27 protein-coding genes are annotated in these 25,171 nt (G+C 63.4%); 13 read left to right on the top strand and 14 right to left on the bottom strand.

The genetic code is table 11. The annotated features are described in order from the left end of the window. Positions 1-163 precede the first annotated feature (163 nt). The 5 genes from FJ940_RS08430 to FJ940_RS08450 all read right to left on the bottom strand — a co-directional run bounded on the left by FJ940_RS08430 (position 164) and on the right by FJ940_RS08450 (position 5,786). The gene (locus FJ940_RS08430) at positions 164-1,804 is read right to left on the bottom strand and encodes a Na+/H+ antiporter (protein ID WP_140494048.1); all 1,641 of its coding nucleotides are present in this window, start codon (positions 1,802-1,804) and stop codon (positions 164-166) included. Positions 1,805-1,967: 163 nt separating this feature from the next. Continuing rightward, the gene (locus FJ940_RS08435; RefSeq protein WP_140494050.1) at positions 1,968-3,221 is read right to left on the bottom strand and encodes a murein L,D-transpeptidase; all 1,254 of its coding nucleotides are present in this window, start codon (positions 3,219-3,221) and stop codon (positions 1,968-1,970) included. A 349-nt stretch (positions 3,222-3,570) separates the two neighbouring features. Further along, positions 3,571-4,086 (bottom strand): winged helix DNA-binding protein, encoded by a 516-nt coding sequence (locus tag FJ940_RS08440; RefSeq protein ID WP_013896002.1) that lies wholly within the window; start codon positions 4,084-4,086, stop codon positions 3,571-3,573. A 237-nt stretch (positions 4,087-4,323) separates the two neighbouring features. Beyond that, on the bottom strand, positions 4,324-4,746 hold the full coding sequence (locus FJ940_RS08445) for a DUF6163 family protein (RefSeq protein WP_140494052.1): 423 nt from the start codon (positions 4,744-4,746) through the stop codon (positions 4,324-4,326). After that, entirely contained in the window at positions 4,743-5,786 is a 1,044-nt protein-coding gene (locus FJ940_RS08450; RefSeq protein ID WP_140494054.1) for an enoyl-CoA hydratase/isomerase family protein, read from the bottom strand. The genes FJ940_RS08445 and FJ940_RS08450 overlap by 4 nt, the downstream gene beginning before the upstream one ends. Before the next feature lie 193 nt (positions 5,787-5,979). On the opposite strand from FJ940_RS08450, the gene FJ940_RS08455 reads away from it, so the two are divergent. From FJ940_RS08455 to FJ940_RS08465, 3 genes are all read left to right on the top strand, one after another. Beyond that, positions 5,980-6,810: a DUF2066 domain-containing protein gene (locus FJ940_RS08455; RefSeq protein ID WP_140494056.1), complete on the top strand. Its 831-nt coding sequence runs from the start codon at positions 5,980-5,982 to the stop codon at positions 6,808-6,810. 88 nt (positions 6,811-6,898) lie between these two features. After that, positions 6,899-7,930, top strand: coding sequence for a porphobilinogen synthase (gene hemB, locus FJ940_RS08460; RefSeq protein WP_140494058.1), 1,032 nt, complete (start codon positions 6,899-6,901; stop codon positions 7,928-7,930). 243 nt (positions 7,931-8,173) lie between these two features. After that, positions 8,174-8,821 carry a dihydrofolate reductase family protein gene (locus tag FJ940_RS08465; protein ID WP_140494060.1) on the top strand — a complete coding sequence of 216 codons (648 nt, stop codon included), beginning with the start codon at positions 8,174-8,176 and terminating at the stop codon, positions 8,819-8,821. A 90-nt stretch (positions 8,822-8,911) separates the two neighbouring features. On the opposite strand, the gene ppk2 is transcribed toward FJ940_RS08465, so the two are convergent. Further along, complete coding sequence (gene ppk2 / locus FJ940_RS08470; RefSeq protein ID WP_140656126.1) at positions 8,912-9,832, bottom strand: polyphosphate kinase 2; 921 nt, start codon at positions 9,830-9,832, stop codon at positions 8,912-8,914. Between the two features lie 239 nt (positions 9,833-10,071). Between ppk2 and FJ940_RS08475 the strand changes: the two genes are divergently transcribed. Together FJ940_RS08475 and FJ940_RS08480 are read left to right on the top strand one after the other, a co-directional pair. Beyond that, positions 10,072-11,115, top strand: coding sequence for an aldo/keto reductase (locus tag FJ940_RS08475; RefSeq protein ID WP_140560568.1), 1,044 nt, complete (start codon positions 10,072-10,074; stop codon positions 11,113-11,115). Between the two features lie 80 nt (positions 11,116-11,195). Beyond that, the gene (locus FJ940_RS08480; RefSeq protein WP_140494066.1) at positions 11,196-11,342 is read left to right on the top strand and encodes a hypothetical protein; all 147 of its coding nucleotides are present in this window, start codon (positions 11,196-11,198) and stop codon (positions 11,340-11,342) included. Positions 11,343-11,369: 27 nt separating this feature from the next. Here the strand turns inward: FJ940_RS08480 and FJ940_RS08485 are convergent, their stop codons facing one another. Both FJ940_RS08485 and FJ940_RS08490 read right to left on the bottom strand, forming a co-directional pair. Beyond that, a complete protein-coding gene (locus FJ940_RS08485; RefSeq protein WP_246670991.1) occupies positions 11,370-11,603 on the bottom strand; it encodes a DUF982 domain-containing protein in 234 nt (77 codons plus the stop codon). Between the two features lie 130 nt (positions 11,604-11,733). Continuing rightward, positions 11,734-12,399 (bottom strand): GntR family transcriptional regulator, encoded by a 666-nt coding sequence (locus FJ940_RS08490; RefSeq protein ID WP_140547575.1) that lies wholly within the window; start codon positions 12,397-12,399, stop codon positions 11,734-11,736. 118 nt (positions 12,400-12,517) lie between these two features. On the opposite strand from FJ940_RS08490, the gene FJ940_RS08495 reads away from it, so the two are divergent. Then, entirely contained in the window at positions 12,518-13,771 is a 1,254-nt protein-coding gene (locus FJ940_RS08495; RefSeq protein WP_140656128.1) for a multidrug efflux MFS transporter, read from the top strand. Between the two features lie 36 nt (positions 13,772-13,807). Then, the gene (locus FJ940_RS08500; protein WP_140515673.1) at positions 13,808-14,173 is read left to right on the top strand and encodes a DUF423 domain-containing protein; all 366 of its coding nucleotides are present in this window, start codon (positions 13,808-13,810) and stop codon (positions 14,171-14,173) included. A 15-nt stretch (positions 14,174-14,188) separates the two neighbouring features. On the opposite strand, the gene FJ940_RS28420 is transcribed toward FJ940_RS08500, so the two are convergent. Both FJ940_RS28420 and FJ940_RS08505 read right to left on the bottom strand, forming a co-directional pair. Next, positions 14,189-14,338 carry a hypothetical protein gene (locus FJ940_RS28420; protein ID WP_181165119.1) on the bottom strand — a complete coding sequence of 50 codons (150 nt, stop codon included), beginning with the start codon at positions 14,336-14,338 and terminating at the stop codon, positions 14,189-14,191. Positions 14,339-14,402: 64 nt separating this feature from the next. Beyond that, positions 14,403-14,546, bottom strand: a complete 144-nt coding sequence (locus FJ940_RS08505) for a hypothetical protein (protein ID WP_140494076.1) — start codon at positions 14,544-14,546, stop codon at positions 14,403-14,405. Between the two features lie 164 nt (positions 14,547-14,710). On the opposite strand from FJ940_RS08505, the gene FJ940_RS08510 reads away from it, so the two are divergent. Next, complete coding sequence (locus FJ940_RS08510; RefSeq protein WP_140515671.1) at positions 14,711-15,787, top strand: substrate-binding domain-containing protein; 1,077 nt, start codon at positions 14,711-14,713, stop codon at positions 15,785-15,787. Positions 15,788-15,805: 18 nt separating this feature from the next. On the opposite strand, the gene FJ940_RS08515 is transcribed toward FJ940_RS08510, so the two are convergent. Continuing rightward, positions 15,806-16,984 (bottom strand): OpgC family protein, encoded by a 1,179-nt coding sequence (locus tag FJ940_RS08515; RefSeq protein WP_140515669.1) that lies wholly within the window; start codon positions 16,982-16,984, stop codon positions 15,806-15,808. A 201-nt stretch (positions 16,985-17,185) separates the two neighbouring features. Here FJ940_RS08515 and FJ940_RS08520 point away from each other — a divergent pair, with 201 nt between their 5' ends. Continuing rightward, positions 17,186-17,845: an alpha/beta hydrolase gene (locus FJ940_RS08520; protein ID WP_140656130.1), complete on the top strand. Its 660-nt coding sequence runs from the start codon at positions 17,186-17,188 to the stop codon at positions 17,843-17,845. 24 nt (positions 17,846-17,869) lie between these two features. Here the strand turns inward: FJ940_RS08520 and FJ940_RS08525 are convergent, their stop codons facing one another. Next, positions 17,870-18,490 carry a TetR/AcrR family transcriptional regulator C-terminal domain-containing protein gene (locus FJ940_RS08525; protein ID WP_140583742.1) on the bottom strand — a complete coding sequence of 207 codons (621 nt, stop codon included), beginning with the start codon at positions 18,488-18,490 and terminating at the stop codon, positions 17,870-17,872. 80 nt (positions 18,491-18,570) lie between these two features. On the opposite strand from FJ940_RS08525, the gene FJ940_RS08530 reads away from it, so the two are divergent. After that, complete coding sequence (locus FJ940_RS08530) at positions 18,571-19,761, top strand: TCR/Tet family MFS transporter (RefSeq protein WP_140656133.1); 1,191 nt, start codon at positions 18,571-18,573, stop codon at positions 19,759-19,761. Between the two features lie 27 nt (positions 19,762-19,788). On the opposite strand, the gene sthA is transcribed toward FJ940_RS08530, so the two are convergent. Beyond that, positions 19,789-21,177: a Si-specific NAD(P)(+) transhydrogenase gene (gene sthA / locus FJ940_RS08535; protein ID WP_140565176.1), complete on the bottom strand. Its 1,389-nt coding sequence runs from the start codon at positions 21,175-21,177 to the stop codon at positions 19,789-19,791. Between the two features lie 201 nt (positions 21,178-21,378). Here sthA and FJ940_RS08540 point away from each other — a divergent pair, with 201 nt between their 5' ends. From FJ940_RS08540 to FJ940_RS08550, 3 genes are all read left to right on the top strand, one after another. Next, entirely contained in the window at positions 21,379-21,849 is a 471-nt protein-coding gene (locus FJ940_RS08540) for an RDD family protein (protein ID WP_140656136.1), read from the top strand. Positions 21,850-21,987: 138 nt separating this feature from the next. Next, positions 21,988-22,752, top strand: coding sequence for an arginyltransferase (locus FJ940_RS08545; RefSeq protein WP_140494092.1), 765 nt, complete (start codon positions 21,988-21,990; stop codon positions 22,750-22,752). 126 nt (positions 22,753-22,878) lie between these two features. Next, on the top strand, positions 22,879-23,775 hold the full coding sequence (locus tag FJ940_RS08550; protein ID WP_140565175.1) for a DMT family transporter: 897 nt from the start codon (positions 22,879-22,881) through the stop codon (positions 23,773-23,775). Here FJ940_RS08550 and FJ940_RS08555 read toward each other — a convergent pair. After that, positions 23,763-24,962, bottom strand: a complete 1,200-nt coding sequence (locus FJ940_RS08555) for an AI-2E family transporter (RefSeq protein ID WP_140515657.1) — start codon at positions 24,960-24,962, stop codon at positions 23,763-23,765. The two genes, FJ940_RS08550 and FJ940_RS08555, sit on opposite strands and share 13 nt — an antisense overlap. Between the last annotated feature and the right edge of the window lie 209 nt (positions 24,963-25,171).

Below are 25,171 nucleotides of genomic sequence, written 5' to 3' on the forward strand. Positions count from 1 at the left end.
CCGGAGGTCGGTTTTGTCTTGCGCATGCCGTTGTCCCAAACCCCTGCACATTTTTGTGTGACAGGATTGGGTTCGCCGCGCCATTAACACAGTTGTTTTCGCCTCGCCACGTTTGCGGCGCGAAATTTGCTGGCCCGATTGCGGCAAGCAGAGCGGCGAACCGTTATTTCCTGTCGCGCCGCTGCTTCAGAAGAGCCTCGGTCAAGGTGATCTCGGAAAACAGCGCCCGCATCGTATGGTCATTGATCTCGCGGCTGAGAAACATGGCGCGTAGCGCGGCGCGCTCGGCTTCTATGCCGGCCGCCCTGAGTTCAAGCTCCAGACGGCTCGCCTCACGCGCCTCGGCACGCGCTTCGTCGGCCTCGTCGGAGGCGGCGATGCGGCGCCGGTAGCCGGCGACGATGCTGTCGGCAACGGCGAGCCGTGCCTCGACGGCCCCGCCCTCGCCTGCCTCATTGGCGATGCTCTCGATCCTGGCGATCGCCGCATTGGCTGCGCCGACCCGCGCCCGGCGCTCCTCGGCCGCTGCCGGGTCCTCGCCCGGTTCGACCAGCCCGCGAGCGATCTTCGGCAGCGCGAGGCTGGCGATGGCCAGCGAGCAGATGATGACCCCGGCGGCGAGGAAGATCACCACGTCGCGGGCCGGGAACGGCGAGCCGTCCTGCAAGGTGAGCGGCAGCGACAGGATACCGGCCAACGTGATCGCTCCGCGCACGCCGGCGACCGATCCGGCGAGCCGCACGCGCAGGCCGAACGGCTCGGCCTTTCGCTTGCCGAGCCGCGCCGCCATGGCGCCCGCCATGTCGCCGATCCATATCCACAGGAAACGCAGGCCGATCAGGCAAAGGGTCAGCAGCAGGACTGTCAGCACCGGCTCGATGATCCAGTGCCGGCTGGACAACTCCGGCGGCACCTTACGGATGATATCGGGAAATTGCAGGCCAAGCAGAATGAAGAGCGCGCCGTTGAAGACGAAGGACAGCGTCGACCACAGCGACATCGTCTGCATGCGCGCCGAGACACCGAGAAAGCGGAACATGCCGGAAACTCCGGTCAACAGGCCGGCGGTGACCGCCGCCAGGATGCCCGAGGCGCCGATATGCTCGGCGCCGAGATAGGAGACGAAAGGCACCAGGATCATGACCAGAACCTGCGCCTCCGCCGGCACGCCGCCGATGCGGTTGAGCAGTTGCAGCGCCTTGGCGGCAACGAACAGCGCCGCCATGCCGGCGAGGATGCCGGCAGCCACGGCATAGAGAAAGCTCAGCGAGGCCGCGGCAAAGGAAAAGCTGCCGGTCAATGCCGCCACCACGGCAAAGCGGAACATGACCAGACCCGACGCGTCGTTGAGCAGCGACTCGCCTTCCAATATGTGCATCAGCCGCGCCGGAACGATGTTCCTGTCGACTATGGAAGACACCGCCACCGCGTCGGTCGGCGACAGCACCGCGGCGAGCGCGAAAGCGACGACGAGCGGGATGCTGGGCACGAGCCAATGCAAGGCGTAGCCAAATCCGACGATGGTGAAGAAGACCAGTCCAATGGCAAGGTCGAGGATAGGGCCACGCAAGGCGACAAGCTCGCGTTTGGGCGCAGCAAAGGCATCGGCGAACAGAAGCGGCGGAATGAATACGAGCAGGAACAGTTCCGGATCGATCTCGACATGCAGCCCGCGCGCCGGCCAGGCCAGCGCAGCACCCATGGCGATCTGCAGCACCGGCAGCGGCACCCGCACCAGCCGCACCAATGCACCGGAAAGCGCCACTAGGACGAGCACGACGAGGATGAAGACGGCAACTTGCATGGTCCGATTCCGGCAGTTTTGCCGACCATGCGCAATCGCCCGCGCTTCGTCCAGCCGGAGCGCGCCTACGCAGAGTTGGAGGTCAGCGGCGGTGTGAACGGCCTAGCGGCGGCGACAGAAAAAGGCCGCTCAAGAGCGGCCTTTTCCCTGAATAATCAATCGCTTAGAGCGACGAAGTGATCTGCAGCTCGTTGTTTCCGTCGAGGCCATATATGTCGTCGCGGAACTGGACGACGCCGGGGCCCGTCGACCAGGCCGAGAGATAGAGGAAATGCACCGGCACCGGGTTGGTGACCTGGACCGGCGTGTTTTCGCCGGTCTTGATCGCAGCCTCGAAATGCTGACGGTCCCAGCCGGGCGTGTCGCGCAGGATCCAGGTGACGAGGTCGCGCACGTTCTGCACGCGCACGCAACCCGAGGAATCGAAGCGCATCATCTTGCCGAACAGGCTCTGCTGCGGCGTATCGTGCATGTAGACACCGTCCGGGCTCGGGAAATTGATCTTCACCGACGCCATGGCGTTGTCCGAACCGGGGTCCTGGCGGAAACGGTACTTGGCCGCGTCATCGGTCGACCAGTCCACATTCATCGGATCGACTTCGCTGCCGTCTGGCGCAAACAGGCGAATATGGCTGTTCTTGAGATAATCGGGGTCCTTGCGCATCAATGGGATGATGTCCTTGCGCACGATCGACACCGGCGCGTTCCAATATGGATTGACGATGATCTCGTTGATCTTGGAATTGACGATCGGTGTCTGGCGATCGATCTTGCCGACGATCGCGGTATGGCGAAGCACGACGCGATCGTTCTCGACCGCCTCGACCTGCGCTGCCGGAATATCGACCAGCACATAACGGCTGCCAAGCGTGCCCGCCTTCTCCTTCAATCGCTGGAGATTGGTTTGCAACTGGCCGAGCCGGATCTGCGCCGAAACGTTCATCGCCGCGTAGGTATATTTGCCCAGCGCTCCGTCGGCCGGCAGGCCGTGGCGCAATTGGAAGCGCTTGACCGCCGAGTCGACATAGGAATCGAAGGCCGTCGAGATGCCGGCGCTCTGCGACAGGTCGCCGGCGACCATCAGGCGCTTGCGCAGCGGCACGACATCGGGATCGTCGACGCCGAGCTGCAGTTTCTTGGTCGCGGGAACCTCGACCCAGCCGCCCTGCCCGACAATGTTCTGGTACTGCGCCACAGCCTGCTCGGTGAAGGCCACGGTCTGCGGGCTGAAGATCGGCAGCGTCGAGGCCACCTTGCCGCCTGCGCTGGCGCGGGCGTCGAACTGATCGTCCCAGTTGCCGCGCGCCGAGGACTTCAGGATGTCCCCGATCACATCCTGCGCGCTGGCGCGGCCGGCAACAACGGCGGCTGCGAGCGCGGAGGCTCCGGAAAGGAAGAAACGGCGGCTGGTTCTCATGGACGTTCCAGACATTTGTAGCAGTTCGAACACTTGCTGCGTTGATCATCGGGCGATCTCGCCCGCACTCTAAAATTGGCAATCTTAACAATTAGCCAACCATGGTCCGCATCACCTCGGTGTGAAAACGCGCAAGGCTACGCGGCTGCGGGTGAACTCATGGTCTTCACCACAGCATCACTGTCATCTTCGGTTCCATTGGAATATGGCGGCAACGTGGCCTTGGCCCGCAATTTGCTTCGGCCAGCGCAACGAAAAGAAAAGACCGATGCTTTTCGGCACCGGCCCTGACTGGAGGTCGCTGTTGCGGCCGCGCTTCTGTGGCGCGGCTTCTGATTGGGGATGTGGCTTACATCCGGTAAGCGATGGTGTCGTTCCAGAAGCGGTCGAGGCGCTGGAGGGCGCGGTTCATCTGCTTGAATTCATCGGTGTTGATGCCGCCGACCTGCTCGATCGAGCCGACATGGCGCTCATAGAGACCGGCGACCACGTCCGCCACCTCGTTGCCCTTCGGCGTCAGCGAGACGCGGACCGAACGACGGTCGATGCGCGAGCGCTGGTGGTTGATGAAGCCGAGATCGACAAGCTTCTTGAGATTGTAGGAGACGTTCGAGCCGAGATAGTAGCCCCGCGAGCGCAACTCGCCGGCAGTCAGCTCCGAATTGCCGATGTTGAAGAGCAGCAGCGCCTGGATGGCGTTGATGTCGGAACGGCCATTGCGGTCGAACTCGTCCTTGATCACGTCGAGCAGACGGCGGTGCAGGCGCTCGACCAGTTGGAGCGATTCCATGTAAAGGGAACGGATTGCCTCGCGGCGATCGTCGGAAACGTTGGCGGTCTTTGCCGCCGGACGCGAATTGATCATTGTCTTTGCCTCTCGTTTGTCGCCCTGGTGATTTTTTGTTTTTCACCTTGATCGCGACACTATCGAATACTCATAAAATTCGACTTAAACGCCAAGGCTAACAAGAGCTTACCGGTAATAGGTTTCGCAAGACGCTTAACGAACGGTCACTCGAGCAAGGATAATTAACCTAAAGATTTAGCCAATGATTTCAGGGCGAAATCCGATCCGCCGGATCGCCGGCGGCGCGTGCCGGCTTCAGGTCCGGGGCGACCGCTTCTGCAGATAGATGACGAGGCGGAAAACGACATAGAGCAGCGCCACCCCCGCATGCGAGACGACGATGAGCGGGCGGCGGCCGAAGAGTTCGGGAAAGCCGGCATACATGACGATCTCCGTCGCGGCGCAGATGAACCAAATCACCGGCCCCCAGGAAGCCAGCATCCATAGGCCGGCTGCGGCAAAGGGAAAAAACACGGCGAGCATCACCGCTGCCACCTGCCAGTGGACCGGCATCAGGTCGAAGCGCCACAGCGAGCCGGGATAGAAGCCGATAAGCCTGATCCAGTACAGGATACCGAACAGCAGGCAGTATCCTGATATGATTCGCTGGAACCAGGCGAAGATAACCTCCACCCCTGAAGGCTGAAGCACGACGCGTCTGGACGTCACCTCACTCATAGCGCGAGTTCCCGTTCACCGAGCGAGGCAAAATAGGCATCGACATCCGCGTCGTCGACCGCATCGAGGGTTGCCGGCAGCCATTGCGGCTTGGAACCCTTTTCGATGATGGTGGCGCGTATGCCTTCGTAGAAATCGTGGCCCGCGAGCATCCGGTTGAGGATGCGGAACTCCATCTTCATGCATTGATCCATCGGCAGCGTCAGGCCGGCAGTGATCTGGCGCCAGGCGACACGAAGGCTGGTCGGCGAGCGCGTCAGGATCGTCGCCAGCGTCCTTGCCGCAAACTCATCGCTCCCTGCCGCCTGCTCCAGGCTGCCGATGATATCGGCAAGCGACGCCTGCGCGAAGTGATGGGCGATCGCCTCCAGCACCTGCCTGTCCGTCTCGCGCTTCGCCGGGATGAAGAAGCCGCGCAGCACCGATTCGGGATCGCCGGTGGCGGCGAGCTGGTCGAGAAAGCCAGCCTGGTCCTGCGCCTTGATCGTATGCGTGGCCAGCCCGGACCACAACGCGTCGCCATAGCGGATACGATTGCCGGTCAGCGCCAGGTACATGCCGAAGGAACCTCCAAGATCGGGCAGCAGATGGCTGGCGCCGACATCCGGGAAAAAGCCGATACCCACCTCCGGCATGGCGAACTGCGCATTTTCCGTCATCACCCGGTGCGATCCATGAAAGGAGATGCCGACGCCGCCGCCCATGACGATGCCGTCGATCAGCGCCACATAGGGTTTTTTGAAACGCGCGATCTGGGCGTTCAGCCGATACTCGTCGGCGAAGAACTCGACAGGCGGCTTACCGGCCCGGCCGGCCTCATAGATGTGGAGAATGTCGCCCCCGGCCGAAAACGCCCTACCCTCGGCCTTGACGACGACGACGTCGACGCTCCAGTCCCGCTCCCAAGCGTGCAATGCCTTGGCGAGTGCATTGACCATGCCGTGCGTGACCGCATTGAGTGCCCGCGGCCGCGTCAACGTGACGATGCCGGCCCGGCCCAGATGTTCGAAGCGGATCTCGTCGCCTCCGCCAAAATCCATCGTGAAAGAATCCCTCCCCCGCTCCGCCGGGACTGAAGTGCTAAAGCGTGGCCCATGGCCGCGTCAATGCCGGCATGCCGGCAGCGCGTCTTGGCTCGTGCCGGAGCCTAGTGCTAAAAGAGCCGTTGTGGCCGCAACGCCGAGAACCACGGCGACTGCGCAGCTGTAGCGGGTTTCCAACGGGGTGTTGCTCATGGCTGGATTTGCGCGCCTCGTGCCGATGACGATCGGGCTGATCATCATTTGCCTGGCTTTGCAACCGACCCTGGCGGCAAGCCTCGCCGATCTTTACCAGTCGCAGACCATCGTCAACGGTCGGTACGAGAAGAACCGCCAGGCCGGCTTCAAACGTTGCCTCGACGCGGTTCTGGTCCGGGTTTCCGGCGACCAGCGCCTGCCGGCGAAACCGGAGATGGCGGCGCTGCGCGACAAGGCCGGCAGCTTCGTGGCGGCCTTTCGCTACCGCGATCGCATGGAAGGCATTCCCAACCATGACGATCAGGGCACGTATGATCGGCCTCACAATCTCTACTGCCAGTACAGCCCGGCGATGATCGATCCGGTGCTGGCTTCGCTCGGCAGCAGGCCATGGCTGACCGAAAGGCCACGGCTGGCGGTGTTCTTGTCGACCGAGCGCGGCGTCAAGCATTTCGCGCTCGATGCCGATGACGAGCGCGGCGTGCTGATGCGCGAGTCGTTCGGCAATGCCGCCGCGCCGGTTGCCATGCAGGTAACCTTCCCAACGGCAGCGCTGCTGTCGAAGGCGGGGCTGGACGACAGGATCATGCGCGAGGCCGACATGGCGAAGCTGGACACGGTTGCGAAAATGGCCGGCGCCGACCAAGCGCTTTCCGGCAGCATCGTCTGGAGCGACAAGGAGTTGGGCTGGATCGCCGACTGGCGGCTGGCGAAGGCCGGCAAGACCTACGCCTGGCAAGTGCGCGGCGTCGGCTTCGACGAGGCGTTCCGTGTCGGCATGCGCGGTGCGGCGCAGATCCTTTCGGGCAACGGGCAACCCGAATAAGGACCCGGCCGGATTGCTGGCACAAACGTGTCGCATTGGTCAGCACCACGGGTGCGTGATAAAAGCCGGCCAAACGAGAGTTTTGGCGATGAACAGATTCACCCCCGCAAAACCTGCCGGCGCGCGCAGCGTCGACGACATCACCGGCAGCCGCCGCTTGCGACGCATGCGCAAGGCCGACTGGTCGCGGCGCCTGGTGCAGGAGAACAGGCTTTCCGTCGACGACCTGATCTGGCCGATCTTCGTCGTCGACGGCAGACAAGTGCGCGAGCCGATCGCCGCCATGCCGGGCGTCTTCCGCCTGTCGATCGACCTTGCCGTCAAGGAGGCCGAACGCGCGGCGAAGCTCGGCATCCCCGCGCTTGCCACCTTTCCCAATGTGGACATTTCGCTGCGCGACGAGACCGGCTCGCATATCCTCGACCCCGACAACGTCATCAACCGCGCCACGCGCGCGATCAAGGACGCGGTGCCTGAGATCGGCGTCATCACCGACGCCGCGCTCGACCCGTTCACCAGCCATGGTCATGACGGCATCCTGCGCGACGGCCTCATCGTCAATGACGAGACGGTGGAACAGGTAACCGCGGCGGCCGTCATACAAGCAGCGGCCGGCGCCGACATCATCGCGCCGTCCGACATGATGGACGGCCGCATCGGAGCCATCCGCGACGCGCTCGACGCAAACGGTTTTCAGGACGTGGCGATCATGTCCTATGCGACGAAATTCGCCTCCGCCTTCTACGGGCCGTACCGCGAGGCGGTCGGCACGGCCGGCCTGCTCAAGGGCGACAAGAAGACCTATTACATCGACCACGCCAATTCCGACGAAGCGGTGCGCGAAGCCGAGCAGGACCTGGCCGAAGGCGCGGACATGCTGATGGTCAAGCCCGGCCTGCCCTATCTCGATATCATCCGCAGGCTGAAGGACGAATTTGCGATGCCGACCTTCGCCTACCAGGTGTCGGGCGAATATTCGATGATCAAGGCGGCGGGCGCCAATGGCTGGATCGACGGCGAAAAGGTCATGCTGGAATCGCTTCTTGCCTTCAAACGCGCCGGCTGCGACGGCATTTTGACCTATTTCGCCCCTGAGGTGGCGGAGATGCTGAGAGCATAGTTTCCCCAGCGCCTTCAAACCATATGCTCTTCATGGACCCACCGGCAAATGAGCCGGTATAGCGGCTGTCTCGGCAACCGCCATTTTGGCATCCGCACCAACCATCAGGCAACACTCTGGACATCGCATAGGCGAAGTACGGATATGCATCTTTTCGATCGCGGAAAATACTACTTGCAATTTGCAATCGGTTTGCTAGAAAGTAACTGCTTGCAAAATACAACTGGTCTGAGGAGGCTTTCCATGTCCAGACTTCGCGTCAACGCATTCACCTTGTCGCTCGACGGTTACGGCGCCGGTCCCGACCAGGATTTGAAAAACCCGCTCGGCGTCGGTGGGGAAGCCCTGCACAAATGGATGATCGGTACCCGCACCTTCCGCAAGATGGTGCTCGGAGACGATGACGGCACAACCGATATCAACGAGGCGTTCGCGGCGCGCAGCTTCGAGAATGTCGGCGCCTGGATCCTCGGCCGCAACATGTTCGGGCCGATCCGCGGCGAATGGCCTGACGAAAACTGGAAGGGCTGGTGGGGCGACAACCCGCCCTATCATGTGCCGGTCTTCGTGCTGACCCACCATGCGCGCGAGCCGATCGTCATGGAGGGCGGCACGACCTTTTACTTCATTACGGATGGCATCCATTCGGCGCTCGAGCAGGCAAGGGCAGCGGCCAATGGCAGCGATGTGCGGGTCGGCGGCGGCGTCGCCACCATCCGGCAGTACCTCCAGGAGAGGCTCATCGACGAGATGCATCTGGCGATCTCGCCGGTGCTGCTCGGCTCCGGCGAGCACCTCTTCGCCGGGATTGATATGCCGAAGCTCGGCTACGCGTGCAGCGAACAAGTAGCGACGCCGCTTGCCACGCATGTCGTCATCAAGCGGACTTAGGAATTAGTTGTCTGCGACAGTGGGAATTGGCAACCCTTGGTGCAGATCCTTTCTCCCCGTCACTATACGGGGAGAAGGACAAACTCTCGTTCAATACTTCTCGGGCACGTAGAGCTCGCGCGGCAGCACCTGGCGCTCGTATTCGGGATTGAAGACCCGCTCGGGCAGCGTGATCTCCTCGTGCGGCACCTCTTCATAGGGAACCTGCTGCAAGAGGTGGTCGATGCAGTTCAGCCGGGCGCGCTTCTTGTCGTTGCCCTCGACGATGAACCAGGGCGCCTCCGGAATGTTGGTACGGGCGAAGGTCTCTTCCTTGGCCTTGGTGTACTGTTCCCAGCGCACCCGCGACTGCAGGTCCATCGGCGACAGCTTCCACTGCTTCATCGGATCGTGGATGCGCATCAGGAAGCGCATCTGTTGTTCCTCGTCGGTGATCGAGAACCAGTATTTGACCAGCGTGATGCCCGAACGGACCAGCATGCGCTCGAACTCCGGCACGTCACGGAAGAATTCCTCCACCTGATCGGGCCCAGCGAAACCCATCACCCGCTCGACGCCGGAACGGTTGTACCAGGAGCGGTCGAACAGAACGATCTCGCCGCCGGCCGGCAGCTGCGGCACATAACGCTGGAAATACCATTGCGACGTCTCTCGCTCGGTCGGTGCCGGAAGCGCCACGACGCGGCAGATCCGCGGGTTGAGCCGCTGGGTGATGCGCTTGATGACGCCGCCCTTGCCAGCCGAATCGCGGCCTTCGAAGATCACCACAAGCTTCTTCTTGTGGTAGGCGACCCAGGATTGCAGCTTGATCAGCTCGGATTGCAGCCCGATCAGGTCGCGAAAATACTGCATGCGGTCGATAGAAGGCGGATGCGCGTTCTTGTAGATCCTGGCGATCTCCAGCGACAGCGCCGGTTCCGACATCTCCAGTTCATAGTCCTCGTCGAGCGTGTCGGCGAGTTCGGCTTCCAGCCAGTCCCGGGCGCCGGACTTGGGTATGGATTCATTCATCGGTGTTCCTCCATCTGCAAGCTGCCGCCTCCGGCAACGACCGGGCGCACTGGTCGCGTCCTGACGGCGGCGCGCAACGCCCTGATCGACTGAGTATAGGCCGGCAATGACGGTTTTATTGCAGGGGCACGCCACGGCCGCTCATCGGTGTGCTGGGGCCGGAGGGCGACAAGCCGCACGGATTGTCCTACAAATCCAGCAACCTGATCGGGCCATTCTTCTCAATCGCGAGGACTGACATGGAATACCGCACTCTCGGCCGTTCCGGCCTGAAGGTTTCGGCGCTGACGATGGGCACCATGACCTTTGGCGGCGCCGGCCCGTTCGCGGCTGTGGGCAACAGCGATCTCGCCGAGGCGAAGCGCATGATCGATCTGTGCATCGATGCCGGCATCAATCTCATCGACACGGCCAATGTCTATTCGGACGGCCTGTCGGAGGAGATCATCGGCGAGGCACTCGGCGGCAAGCGCAGGAACGACGTGCTGATCGCCTCGAAGGCGCGCATGCGCATCGGCGACGGTCCCAATGACGAAGGCCTGTCGCGCCATCATTTGATCCGCGAATGCGAGAAAAGCCTTAAGCGGCTCAAGACCGACGTCATCGACATCTATTTCCTGCACGAATGGGACGGCGTGACGCCACTCGAAGAGACCATCGCCGCGCTCGACACGCTGGTCGGCCAGGGGAAGATCCGCTATGTCGGCTGCTCCAACTATTCCGGCTGGCAGGTGATGAAGGCGCTCTCCATCAGTGACACCCGCCATCAGCCGCGCTTCGTCACCCAGCAGATCCACTACACGCTCGAAGCACGCGAAGCCGAATACGAGCTGCTGCCGATCTCGGTCGACCAGGGATTGGGCGTGCTGGTGTGGAGCCCACTGGCGGGAGGCCTGCTGTCGGGCAAGTATCACCGTGACAGCCCGACCGCGCGCCAGGTCGCCGGCTGGTCCGAACCGCCAATCCGCGACGAGGACCGGCTGTGGCGGATCGTCGATGTGCTGGTCGAAATCGGCAAGGCCCGCGGTGTGTCCGCCGCACAGGTGGCGCTTGCCTGGCTGCTTGGCCGGCCGGCTATCAGCTCGCTTGTGATCGGCGGGCGCAACGAGGCCCAGTTCAGGGACAATATCGCGGCGGCCAGCCTGACGCTGGCCGGCGAAGAACGTGATCGCCTCGACGCGGTCAGCCGCCCGCCCCTGCTCTATCCCTATTGGCATCAGCAGCTGACGGCAAAGGAGCGTTTCGGCGCCGCCGACCTTGTGATCGACCGAAGCAGCTTATAGGAACCCTGGTGCCGGCTCCGAGACGTCGGAAGGCGAACGACGCGTAGTCAGCCCACAAGAACAGCAAAAAAGGAGCCGCTATGGCACGAGCACCAAATTACGATCAGGAACGCAAAGAACGCGATCGCCAGAAGGCGGCCAAGAAGGCCGAAAAGCTGGCGGCCAAGGCTGCGGCGCGGGAGCGTCAGAAACCCGAGACTGACGCCGAGATTGAAACAGAGGAATGACGGCGCGCGGCGGCAATCCGGCCTGGATCAGGCCGGCGCCTTGTCGCTGACGAAGACGTCCACTTCACGCGCCGCCGCGATAAAGGCGCGCCTTGCGTTCATGGCCGGCTTGTCGCCGGCCAGCGCATCGTGGCAGGCCTGCAGCGCCGCGCGATGCTTGGGGGTGCGCTTGCCGGGCCAGCTGTTCATGAGATAGTCGGAAGCCTCGCGGGCCGAGCGTAAGAGCTGTGTACTTCCCGCCGTGACTGATTTGACGGTCACGGGTACTTCAAATCGGTTGTTTTCCATCGCCCGGTCCTACGCCATCGGCGTCCGCGAAGCGAGGCCGAAAGTGGGGCTCGGGGCCGGTGGTCCTTTTTTCGGCGGCGAGTGGCCTGCCCTGCAGGCCGCATTATGCCGCCACGACGGCAAATCCCCTGGCGCGAAGGCCGCGGCGATCATTGGCCAGCGACGTCAACAGACGGTCGCGACTGCCCACGATATGCTCCGAGAGCAAGCGCGCGGCTTCCTGTGCATCGCCGCTCCGCACGGCGGCCAGGACGGCGTGATGTTCGGCCCACGCGCGGCCAAGGGCCGCTCCATCGCGTACCTCCAGCCAACGGGCGCGCGAAAGCCTGGTCATCGCGTCGCGGACGGCCCGAAACAGGAATTCATTGCCGGACAGTCGCGCCAGCTCGATGTGGAAATCCATGCCGACGCGATGCCATTCCTCGCGCGGAGTGTCGTCGTCGCAGGAGACGAGCATAGCCTCGATGACATCGACGGCACTTCTGTCGGCAAGCCCGCATGTCAGCCGCAAGGCCGCGACCTCGACCGCTTCGCGGTAGACCGCGATCTGCTCGAGTTCGGCCAGGTTGATGGGCGAGACCGTCCAGCCGCGCCCGTCCCTGCCGACCAGCCCTTCGGTTTCGAGCCGCAGCAGCGCAGCCCTGACCGGCGTGCGCGAGGCGCCGAAGCGGCTTTCGATCCAGCGCTCGGTGAGTTTCTCACCCGGGCCGATCTCAAGTCCAAGGATCATCTCGCGGAGCTGCCGTTCGACGTTGTGCATCTGCGACATCGTTGTTGCCTTTTCACGTGCCCGCATTGACAGCGGTCGGGCTGTGGGTCCATGACGGATACCGACTTGGTATCCCAAAATGGTATCCACAACAATCCCTGGCACACGCAGGCACGGCATGACGCAGAACGATACGGAACAGGGCGGCTACAATATCCACTGGCGGCGCAATCTCGCCGTCTGCTTCGCGGGTTCGTTCAGCACGCTCATCGCCATGACCCTGCTCTTGCCGTTCCTGCCGCTCTATGTCGAGCAACTGGGCGTCGAGGGCCATGCGGCGATCGTGCAATGGTCGGGCATCGCCTATGGGGCGACCTTCTTCGCGGCGGCGCTCGTTGCGCCGTTATGGGGACGGCTCGGCGACCGCTACGGCCGCAAGCTGATGCTGGTGCGCGCCTCCTTCGGCATGGCGATCTGCATGTCGCTGACCGGAATGGTCGAGACGGTCTGGCAATTGGTGCTGCTGCGCCTGCTGATCGGCTTTGCCGGCGGCTATTCCTCCGGCTCGACCATATTGGTGGCCATGCAGACGCCGAAGGACCGCTCCGGCTGGGCGCTCGGTGTCTTGTCCGCTGGCATCACGGCAGGTTCGCTGGTCGGCCCCCTGCTCGGCGGCGCGCTGCCGCCGGTAATCGGCATCCGCGCGACCTTTCTGTTGTCCGGCGGCGTCATCTTCCTTGCCTTTCTGGCGACGACATTCCTGATCAAGGAGAACCAGCACCCGCAAGCAAGCAAAGCCGCGACGGCGGCAAAGCCGAAGAGCGGCTGGTCGCAAATTGCCGACAAGCGTCCGGTCGTGGCCATGCTGACGACCGGCATGCTGCTGGCCTTCGCCACCATGTCGATCGAGCCGATCATCACCGTCTATGTGCAGCAGCTGATCGAGGACCAGAGCCGGGTGACGCTCGTTGCCGGCGTGGTGATGTCGGCGGCCGCCCTCGGCGCCATCCTGTCGGCGTCGTGGCTTGGCAGGCTCGCCGACCGCGTCGGTCATTGGAACGTCGTCGTCGGCGCGCTGGCCGTGTCGGCACTGCTGCTCATTCCGCAGGCCTTCGTCACCGACGGCTGGCAACTGATCGGGCTGCGCTTCCTGATGGGCCTGGCGCTCGGCGGTTTGCTGCCTTGCATCACCAGCGTCATCCGCCACAACATTCCCGACGGCGTCGGCGGCAACGTGCTCGGCCTTTCGATCTCGGCCCAATATGTCGGCCAAGTCGCCGGACCGCTTGCCGGCGGTTTCGTCGGCGGCCATTTCGGCATGCGGGCGGTGTTTCTCGGCACGTCGGTGCTGATGGCGCTCGGCGCGGTCTACAACTGGATTGTCCAGGCGCGGCGGACGCGGCATATGTTGATGGAAGCGAGCAAGCCCTGACAAGCTGCCCAGCCAATCAACCGAAGGAGCGTCGACATGAACCTGGCCGAAACGACCGGCAGCCGTCTGCTTGTGCTCGCCGCCGGCATCGTGGGCGCGGCGGGCGTGGCGCTGTCGGCGGCCGCCGCACATCTCGGCGGCGCCTTCACCGGTACGGCGGCATCGTTCCTGCTGATGCACGCACCGGCGTTTCTGGCCGTCGGTCTCCTCGACGCGAATCGCCCGCTGCGGATAGCCAGCATGGTGCTGCTCGTCGGGCTCGTGCTTTTCACGGGCGATCTTCTCGCCCGCGATTTTCTCGGATCGAGGCTGTTTCCGATGTCGGCGCCGATCGGAGGCACCCTGCTCATCGCAGGCTGGCTGACCATAGCTGTCTCCGCCGTGGTGCGTCGGCGACCCTGAGATGCGCGGCCGGTTTCAATCCCGGCGACGTTCAAGTCGGATCCAAAGATCGCGGTTGCGCGCCGAGAGCGTCGCGCGGCGCGGCGCCTCTGGCCGCTCCGCGGCCGTGCCGATGCCCCAATAATTGCGATAAATGTCGTCGAACAGATGCTTCATGGGATGCATGGCTCTTCTCCTCTTGATTTGAATTGAATCGATCCAATAGGCCGACGCAAAAAATTCACGCCAGTCAGCTCCGCTTGCGCGCCACCAGGAAGCGCAGATCGCGAATCCACGGGCTTGTTCCGCCGCGGCGCTTGGACTTGTTGGCGGCCGACCCGATGCTCCAGTCGTTGCGGTAGATGTCTTCGAACAGATAGTTAACAGGATGCATGGCGCACCTCCCATCCAGGTTTAATCCAGCAGGCAGATCTTAGTTGGATCGATTCAAAGATAGGCCTATGGAAGCCGCCGGTCAAGCAAAATTTGAATCGATCCAACGAAAGTGCTAGATGCAAGTCGGGAACGTGCTAAATGCATATCAGGAGGCACGCGCAAATGGCGTCACTCACCGCAGGCAATCGACGACCCGTCCGGCTGGCCGACATCGCCAAGGCGGCCGGTGTTTCGCATGGTACCGCCTCCAATGTCTTCAGCCGCCCTGAGATCGTGCGCGAAGAAGTCCGCGAACGGGTCCGTGCGGCGGCCGAGGCGATGGGCTATGCCGGCCCCGATCCCAAGGGCCGCCTGCTGCGGGCCGGCAAGGTCAACGCCATCGGCGTGGCCACCGCAGAGCCCCTTTCCTATTTCTTCGAGGATCCCTTCGCGCGCGTGATGATGGCCGGTATCTCGCAGGCCTGCGATGCGACCGGGGCCGGTATCTCGTTAGTCTCGGCCGCCAACAACGAACAGCTTGCCTGGAACATCCAGAGCGCCCTGGTCGACGGCTTCATCGTCTTCTGTATCGAAGGCGGCTCGCGCCTTGTCGAATTGGCCCGCGAGCGCAAACTGCCCTTCGTGGCGCTGGACCTGGATTCGGAGGATGGATCCGTCGCGGCGATCGGCGTCGACAACATCGCCGGCGCCAGCCTGGCGGCGCGCCATCTGACGGAACTCGGGCATCGCCGCTTTGCCGTGCTGGCGCTGCCTTTCGCCGACGGCAGGACAGGCATCATTTCGCCCGAGGAGCTTCGCGCCGCGGCCTATGCGGGGACACGCGATCGCCTCACCGGCTACTTCCGGGAGCTTTCGCGGGTTGGCATCGATACATCCAAAGTGCCCGTCTACGAAACCGCCAACGATGCCGCCACCACAAAGGCGGGGCTGGAAACGATCTTTGCTTCCGGCGAACCACCCACGGCCATCCTGGCGATGTCGGACAGGATGGCCTTGGCAACGCTTGAATGGCTGAGCGCGCGCGGGCTGAATGTCCCCGATGATGTTTCGGTCATCGGTTTCGACGGCGTTCCCGAAGCAGAGTTGTCCGAGCCACCGTTGACCACGGTCGCACAGCCGATCGCCGAGATGGGCCGGCTTGCCGTCAAGGCAATCCTGGAAAGCGACGGCAAGGTCAGCCGGCAGTTGCTGCCGGTCGAACTGATCGTGCGCGCCTCCTCGGCTCCACCGCGCCGCTGAAACCGGGCTCGCTGACCCTCAGCGGTTGGCTCTTGCTACGGCCGAGATACCGAAAGACGGCTGGACGGGCTTGGCGTCCTTTTGCGTCGTCCTGGCTTTCCCCGAACCGCCGATGGTCGACAACCATTCGAGATAGAAAGCGAGCGCGAACTGCATGGCAATGCCGGCGGCGAGCAACAGGCTGTCATAAGCGAGGCCGCCGGGATTGATCAGTTTCATCACCTGGGCAACCATGGCGATCAGCGTGCCGGCGATGAACACCGGAAGCGAACGCTTGCCGAGTATCGCCAGCGGATGGTCGGGGCCGGTGCGGAACAGGTTCGAGACCGCAGGCAGTGCCACCACCAGATAGCTGACCGCCAGGATGTGCAGCAGCCGCGGGAGCGACAGGAATGTCTTGTCGAAGCCGGTCAGCACCACCGGCAGGTCGAACCAGGTCACCTGGCCCCAAAGCGGACTATGCACCCATGCCAACGCGGCCAGCACATAGGCCGCGGCGGCACCGATCAGCCAGCGGTTGGCTGGAATGACGCCGCCGCGCCTGACATGCAGCATGGCGGCAAGGCCGATATTGAACAGGAATTGCCAAGACAGCGGGTTGAGGAACCAGAGGCCGGGCTCGGGATAGTTCGGCGGGGCGATCTGCCAGATGCCGGCAACAAGCCATAGCAAGCCGGACACTGTCAGCGCTGCAAGCGGCCTGTAGCTGATGAACAGCAAGAAGGCCGGCGCCAGCAAAAGCAGCACCGCGTAGACCGGCAGGATGTTGTTGTAGCCGAGTTGGTGGCCGAGCGTGACGATGCCGACCAGCACCTCGGGCGTGTCCTTCATCAGCGGTTCGATGTTGATCAGCTTCAGCAGTTCCGGCCGCCGGCCGAACACCGCCGCGGCACAGAACAATGCCATCACCGCCATCGTGGTGACGATATGGGCGATATAGAGCACGCCTGCCCGCCGCCACATTTTCAGCGTCGCGAGCAGCCGGCCTCCCGGGCGGAACTTCGTGCCATAGGCAAGCGCGACCGAAATGCCCGATATCAGCACGAAAGCCTCGGCCGCATCCGAAAAGCCGAAATTCTTGTAGGTCAGGGTCTCAAAAGCCGTGCCCGGCACATGGTCGACGAAGATCGTCAGCAGCGCGAGCGCACGCAGCACATCGATGCGCGTATCGCGCTCGGTTGGAACTGGGGTGGTCATCGACAAAAGGCCTCAAAGCTGGTTGTTCATGCCCAGCAATGCGACCCCCGGCGCACCGCTTCGATTCCTCCGCGATGGAGTATATCGGCGCAGAAACGGACTGAAATGCGCCCGGTTCAATCAACTTTCGCGGAGCATGAAAATATTGCGTTTTGAAGCCGGCAAATTGAGTGAAACGAAATGTAATCAAAAGGATACGGCATGAGCGATACAAGCGTCGAAAACAGCCTGCCGCGGCTGGATCTGGCCTTTCCCTATCGCTTCTTCGGATCCGGCGGGGCCAGCGACGAATGCCTGTTCCTGCTGCATGGATCAGGTGTCGACGAGACGACCCTGGTGCCGCTGGCGAGGCAGATCGCACCGCATGCCTGCCTGGTCGCCGTGCGTGGCCGCATCGTCCAGGACGACGGCTTCCGCTGGTTCGAGCGGATCACGCCGACCAGCTTCGAGCAGGCCAGCATCCGCCGCGAGACGGCCGCTTTCGCACGCTTCATGGCCGAGGCCATGAAGCGGCACCGGATCGATCCGAAGCGCGCGGCTTTCCTCGGCTATTCCAACGGCGCCAATCTGGTTTCCAGCCTGATGCTGCTCCATCCCGGCCTTGTCGGACGGGCGGCACTGCTGCGGCCGATGCCGGTGCTGGACGAGACGCCGGCAACCGATCTGACCGGCATCAAGGCGCTGATTGTCGCCGGCGCCGCCGACCTGACCTACGGACCCTTCGCGCCGGCCCTGGTAACGCTGCTCAGCCAGCGCGGCGCCGAGGTCGACGCGCGTATCGTCGCTTCGGGCCATGAAATCGGCGACCCCGATGCCACGATCGTGCGGCAATGGCTTGCCCCGCCCGCTCCTGCCGCCTGACGGGCAAGACGCGGATCGCCGCGCTCAGCCTCCTTCAGCGATGCCGGCCTGCGCCCCGGCAATCAGCAAGTCGAGGCCGCTTTCGAACAGCGCCTCGTGACCGCCCGCACGATAATCGGCCAGGGCCTGGCTGAGCAGCGGGTAACCGCTTGCCTTGGCATCGAGCGCCGCACCTCGACCCGGGCCGGCCGGATATTCTGCCTGTTCCTCGAGGACGCAGCCCACCGTGTAGCGCCCGACGATCATCAGCAACCGCATGGCCATGACGGAAGGCATGCCGGCCTCGCGCAGAAAAGTGAGCAACCGTTCGACATGTTCGAGATCGCCCGGATCGGCCTCGGTACCGGCATGGACGCGCGCACCGTCGCGATAGGCCATCAAGGCGCCGCGGAAGCTGCGGGCGTTGTTGCGTACGAATTCCTGCCAGCTCTCGCCCGGCAGCGGTACCTGATGTCCATGGCCGCGCCGCAGGATCTCCTCGTTCATTGCGTCGAGCAGGGCGCGCTTGGTCCTGAAATGCCAGTAGAGTGCCGGCTGCTGGACCTTGAGCCGCTGCGCCAGCAGCCGGGTCGAGAGCGCATCGATGCCGACGTCGTTCAACAGCTCGAGCGCCTGCGCGACGATCAGCGCCTTGTCCAGCTTCATATGCACCTCGCTTGCCCAGCCAATTTATCGGTGATAAACGCCACCTTATCACCGATAAATTTTAGGAAAGAAGCATCTCGATGAAAAGGGCCTATCTTGTCGTGCTGACGGCAATGGCGCTGGACGCGGCCGGCATCGGGCTGATCATGCCGGTGCTGCCGGGGCTGTTGCGCGAGGTTGGCCATGTCGAGGACATCGGCTGGATTTTCGGCGCGTTCCTCGCCGCCTATGCCGCGATGCAGGTGCTGTTTTCGCCCCTGCTCGGCGCGTTGTCCGACCGCTACGGCCGCCGGCCGGTGCTGCTTCTGTCGCTTGCCGGGTCGATGCTGGATTATCTGTTCATGACCTTCGCGCCGTCGCTGCCGCTGCTGTTCGTCGGCCGACTGATCGCCGGCCTAACGGGCGCCAGCATGGCGGTGGCCTCCGCCTATATGGTCGACATCAGCAGCGAAGAGCGGCGCGCCCGCGCCTTCGGCCATCTGAGTGCCGCTTTTGGCGTCGGGTTCATCGCCGGTCCGGCGCTCGGCGGCCTGCTCGGCGACATCTGGCTGCGCGCGCCGTTCCTGGCGGCGGCAGGGTTCACCGGCATCAATCTGGTGCTGGCCTTCCTTCTGCTGCCGGAGCCGGAGCGGGTCGGCGGCACAGGCGAGCCGCTGTCGTTCAACCCTCTGGCGCCGCTGCGTTGGGCCTTGACTTTTCCGGCCCTCCTGCCGCTGCTCGGCGCCTTTGCCGTGCTCGGCCTTGTCGGCGAAGTCGGCGGCACGGTCTGGGTTCTCTACGTGCAGGACAAATTCGGCTGGAGCCTTTTCACCGTGGGCATCTCGCTGGCATTGTTCGGCCTCTTCCATGCCGGGGCCCAGGGTTTCGTCGCCGGACCGATCGCCGAGCGCTGGGGCGAAAGGCGAGCGCTCATGGTCGCCGTCCTTGCCGACAGCACGGCCTATGTGTCGATCGCGCTGGCCTGGCAAGGCTGGATGGCGTTCGCGCTGTTGCCGCTTTTCTGTCTCGGCGGCATCGGAGCCCCGGCGCTGCAATCGTTGCTGACGTCACGTGTCGCGGCAGATCACCAGGGGCGATTGCAAGGTGTGCTCTCTAGCATGACGAGCCTGGTCTCGGTGTTCGGACCACTCGTCATCGCCACCCTCTATTTTCGCACTCGAATGGTCTTCCCAGGCATGGTGTGGGTCGCGGGCGCGACCCTCTATGTCCTATGCCTGCCCCTGCTCCTCGCAACCGGATCGCCCACGGCCAAACGGGAGGCGGCGGAGTGATCGGACAATAGTGCGCCGGCGGCGGGACTATCCCTGCCCCATCCTGTTCCAAGCGTCCAGCCCGGCGATCTTGTAGGCTTCGGCCAGCGTTGGATAGTTGAAGGTGTTGTTGACGAAGAAGTCGACGGTGCCGCCCAGATTGATCACCGCCTGGCCGATGTGGATCAGTTCGGTGGCGCCTTCGCCGACGATGTGCGCGCCGAGCAGGCGGCGCGTCTCGATCGAGAACAGAAGCTTAAGGAAGCCGGTGTTGACGCCCATGATGTGACCGCGCGAGGTCTCGCGGAAACGCGCAACGCCAACCTCGTAGGCGGCGCCGCTCTCGCGCACCTGTTCCTCGGATTGGCCGACGGTGGAGATCTCGGGCACCGCGTAAATGCCATAAGGAAAGGTTTCCGGCGGCGGCGGCAAGGTCACGCCGAAAGCATGGCACGCGGCTACCCGGCCCTGCTCCATCGAGGTGGAGGCCAGGCTCGGAAAGCCGATCACGTCGCCGGCGGCGTAAATGTTGGGCACGCTGGTCTGGAAGGTATGCGGATCGACCTTGATGCGTCCCCTGGAGTCAGCCTCGATGCCGACCGCGTCGAGGCCGAGGCTACCGACATTGCCGGTGCGGCCCGCGGCGTAGAGCACGATCTCGGAACGTATGGTGCGCCCGTCCGCCAGCGTGACCTCTGCATGGTCGGGCCTGGAGGCAATCTCCTTCACGGCGCTTCCCAGCCGGATGGTCATGCCGCGGTCGCGCATCTGGTGGATGAAATCGTCGACGATCTCGCGGTCGACGAAATCGAGGATCGTGTTGCGCGGCTCGACCAGCGTCACCGGCACGTCGAGTGCCGAAAAGATCGTCGCGTATTCGACCCCGATGACCCCGGCGCCGATGACCGTCAGCGTGCGCGGCAAGCGGTCGAGCTCGAGCATTTCGTCACTGTCGAACACGCGGCTCTTGTCGAACGGCACGTCGCCCGGCCGGTGCGGCCTCGTGCCGACGGCGATCAGCGCATTGGCGAAGCCGACCTCGCTGTAATCGCCATTGTCCGATGTCAGGCTGACCCTGTTGGGCCCGAGAAATTTCACCTCGGCGCGGGCGCTCTTGACCGTGTTGCGCATGAACTGGTGCTGCAGCACCTCGACCTCGTGGTCGAGCGTCTTGTGCAGGCGCTCGACCAGGTCTCCGACCGAGATGTCCTGTTTGACCCGGTAGCCGCGCCCATAGAAGCCGCGCTCACGCCAGCCCGAGAGATTGAGCACGGTTTCGCGCAGCGTCTTCGACGGAATGGTGCCGGTGTGCACGGAAACGCCGCCCAGGCGCCGCCCCCTGTCGACGACCAGTACCGTTTTGCCGAGTTTGGCCGATTGTACAGCGGCACGACGGCCGGAAGGGCCGCTGCCAATGACCAGCATGTCGTAATCCATCCTGCCCGTCCCTGCCCCTTGGCACTTTTGGTGCGCCGCAACAAGCTAACGCCATGTCAGGCGCGAATTCAACCGGCCCACCGGCCGCTTCGCCCGCCTTGCGCACCGGGAAAGGCTCGATCTTGATTCCGCCATCAGCCTTTACCATTTTCCCAGCAGGTGGGGCGCAGGCTAAGCAGGCCCCTGTTACGAGGAAATGACATGAACGCTCGCGTTCTCGACGGTGAAATCATCAATACCAGGCTCGACGACGTGAGGGCCTATGAAGGGGTACGCACGCGGCGTGTCCTGGCGGTCATGATCGACTATGTCATTGTCGCGCTGCTCACCATCCCGGTCGCCATCCTGGTGTTCTTCCTCGGACTTTTGACCCTCGGCCTTGGCTGGATGCTGTTTGGCGTCCTGGTCCCGGCCGTCGCGATCCTCTACATCTGGAACACGCTTGGCAGCGCCGACCAGGCGACCGCGGGCATGAAGATGATGGGCATCCGGCTCGATCGGCTCGACGGCAGGCCGATCGACGGGCTCACGGCAGTGGTCCATTCGGTGCTGTTCTGGGCCGGCAACGTCATCCTGTCGCCGCTGGTGCTGCTGGTGACGCTGTTTTCCGATCGCAAGCGCACGCTGCACGACCTGCTGCTCGGCACGGTGGTCAGCCGCACCGGCCGCTGAGGCGCATTTTCGCAAGCATCGCCGCGGCGTCGGCACAAATGTGAAGGCGTCCGCATGGCCACGCCTTCACAATCCTGTTGAATTTTTCGCTTTCCGCGCCAAAGGTAGAGCGATTCGAAGGAGTGTTTCCGAGACTCGATGACGCAGCACCCGACCCAGTCGCCGCAGTTCTTCCTGACCGCGCCGTCGCCGTGCCCCTATCTCGACGGCCAGTTCGAGCGCAAGGTGTTCACGCATCTGGTCGGCGACAAGGCGTCAGAGATGAATGATCTCCTGACCCAAGGCGGGTTCCGCCGCTCCCAGAACATCGCCTACAGGCCGGCCTGCGAAACCTGCCGCGCCTGCGTCTCCGTGCGCATCCTGGCGCAGGAATTCGTCGCCAGCCGCAACATGAAGCGCGTGCTGCAGCACAATTCCGATCTCGTCGGCGCCATGCACAATGCCGAGCCCTCGACCGAACAATATTCGCTGTTCCGCAGCTATCTCGATGCCCGCCACCGCCGCGGCGGCATGTCGGACATGACGGTTCTGGACTACGCCATGATGGTCGAGGACACCCATGTCGACACCAAGGTCATCGAATATCGCCGGCGCGGGCCCGATACTTTCATCACCGGCAAGGGACAGGGCGAGCTGATCGCGGTGGCGCTCACCGACAAGATGGCCGACGGCCTGTCGATGGTGTATTCCTACTTCAATCCCGACTTCGAGGAGCGGTCTCTCGGCACGTTCATGATCCTCGATCACATCGCTCGCGCCAGGGCGATGGGGCTGCCCCATGTCTACCTGGGATACTGGGTCAACGGCTCGCGCAAGATGAATTATAAGATGCGCTTCATGCCGCAGGAGCATCTCGGCCCGAAGGGCTGGGAGCGCTACACCAACGAAGCGGTCTCACGCTGAGTTTTTCCAAGATCCACGTTTAACTGTTTCAACGCAGGGGATGCTGGTCTTTCAGCCGCTTGGCGGGAGAGTGCGTCATTGCGCCGATCGGCTGTCCCATCTGTATTTCATTACGAAAGTTTGCAAATGACGTCCCACAGCGACCACCAGAAGGGCCTTCTGATAACCGCCATTGGCGGCCTGACGCTGACCCTCGACATTCCGCTGATCCGCCTCGCCGATGGCGGCGCATGGACGATCCTGCTCTTGCGCGGGGCCGCCACCTTCATCGCCGCAATGATCATCTGGGCTGTCTGGCGGGCGCTCAGCCGAAACGCGCCTCAGCTCATTCCAGGCTGGTCGGGACTGGCGGCCGCGATATGCTACGGGCTGACCTCGATCACCTTCGTCACCGCCGTCTTCTACACCTCGACCGCCGACCTGGTGTTCATCCTGGCCTTCAACACAGTGTTCGCCGCGCTCTTGTCCTGGTTGTTTCTCCAGGAAAAGCCGCGGGCGGTGACGCTCGCGGCGATGCTGGTCATGATCCTCGGCGTGCTGGTAATCGTCGGCGGATCTGTCGGCACCGGACACCTGTTCGGCAATTTCATGGCGCTGTGTTCGGCCTTCTTCATTTCCGTGGCCATCACCATTTCGCGGGCCAGCGGCAAGGACATGGGCTTCACGGCGCTCGTCGGGGTGGTTCCGTCGCTCGTGCTGGCGGCCTTCATGGTGTCAGGTGAAGGCATCCATGTGAGCGCGCCCTGGTGGATCATCTTTAATGGCGCCGTGATCATGCCGATTTCGTTCTTCTGCCTGGCGGCCGGCCCCAAATACATCTCCGGACCGGAAGTGGCGATGTTCTACCTTCTGGAGACCGTGCTGGCACCGGTGTGGGTATGGCTGATCTTTTCCGAAACGCCGTCACGCAACAGCCTGATCGGCGGCGCGATCCTGATCGTCACATTGGTGGTCCATTCGGTGTGGCAGTTGCATGACGGACGCAGGCGCCGCGCCGCCCTTGCGGTGCGTCATCCGGCCTGAATCTTCTTCGCCTCGCCGTCGATCTCGATCAGCGACGGCGAGCCTTCCTGTTCAGGGGAAGCAGGCATCTCGTCCATCATTTCCACCTCGCGCAGCCATTCGCGCCAGATCGCCACCAGCAGTGCCATCAGCACCGGGCCGATGAACAGGCCGAGAAAGCCCATCGTCTTGACGCCGCCGATCAGGCCGAAAAAGGTCGGCAGGAAGGGCAGTTTTATCGGCCCGCCGACGAGCTTCGGTCGCAAGGTCTTGTCGACGATGAACAGTTCGACCGTCCCCCAGATGAACAAAGCCAGGCCGGCCACCGGTGAGCCGCTGGCGGCGAGATAGATCGAAACCAGCGTGAAGGAGAGCGGTGCCCCGCCGGGAATCAGCGCCATGACGCCGGTCAGGGCGCCAAGCGTCACCGGCGACGGCACGCCGGCCAGCCAGTAGGCGATGCCGAGCACCAATCCCTCGCCGATGGCGATGACGGTCATGCCGGTCACGGTCGAGGAAATGGTCGCCGGCACGACCCGCGAGATGCGCTCCCACCTCGTCGGCAGTATGCGCTCGCCCAGGCGATCGACCTGGCCCGCGAAATGCTCGCCGTCGCGATAGGCGAAGAACAGCGCGATCATCATGAACAAAAGCGTCAAAAGCAGGCCGAAGGCGCTGCCGCCAGCGGCAAGGACGCCGCGATAGATGCTGCCGATATTGGCGCCGCTGACCAGTTGGATCAGTTCGCCGATGCCGCCGGGATGGCCGAGATTGGTCGTCCATTGCTGGTTCAGCCATTCTCCTACGATAGGCAGCGTGGCGATCCAGTGCGGTGTCGGGGCGCCGTGCCGGTTGGTCTCGATCGCCCAGCCGACCCATTCGCGCACCTCGTTGATGGCGTAGGTGCCCGCGAGCGCGATCGGTATGACCAGGAAGGCAAGGATGAACAATATGGCGAAGGTGGCGGCGATGGTGCGGTTGCCGCCGACACCGGCCAAAAGCCGCCGGTAGAGCGGCCAGCTCGCGAAGGCGATGACCAGCGCGGCCAGCACCGGGAACAGGAAGCCGTGGAAGAAATAGACGCCGGCGGCAACGATCAGCACCAGCAGCCAGCGCGCCGCCGAGAGCGGGGGGATGACGGCGGCTCTGAGCGGCGTCGACAGGCCGAACAGGCGTTGCCCCGGTTTCTGGATCTTCGCTTCCTTCAAACGCTCGTCTCTCCCGGCCATCCCGCTGCTTATGCTCTGATATAGTGCAGCAATCGTGACGATAGTTCAAAAGGTGATGGTGAAGCTGCGGATCTCCCCCCTCGAGGGGGAGATGGCCGGCAGGCTAGAGGGGGTAGCCGCGCGTAAGGCGCTAGCATTCTTTGTTCAAAGTAATGAGGTTGCGTCCAGTCGAACCGACCCCCTCTGTC

This window comes from Mesorhizobium sp. B2-3-7 (genome assembly GCF_006442695.1).
GTDB lineage: Bacteria > Pseudomonadota > Alphaproteobacteria > Rhizobiales > Rhizobiaceae > Mesorhizobium.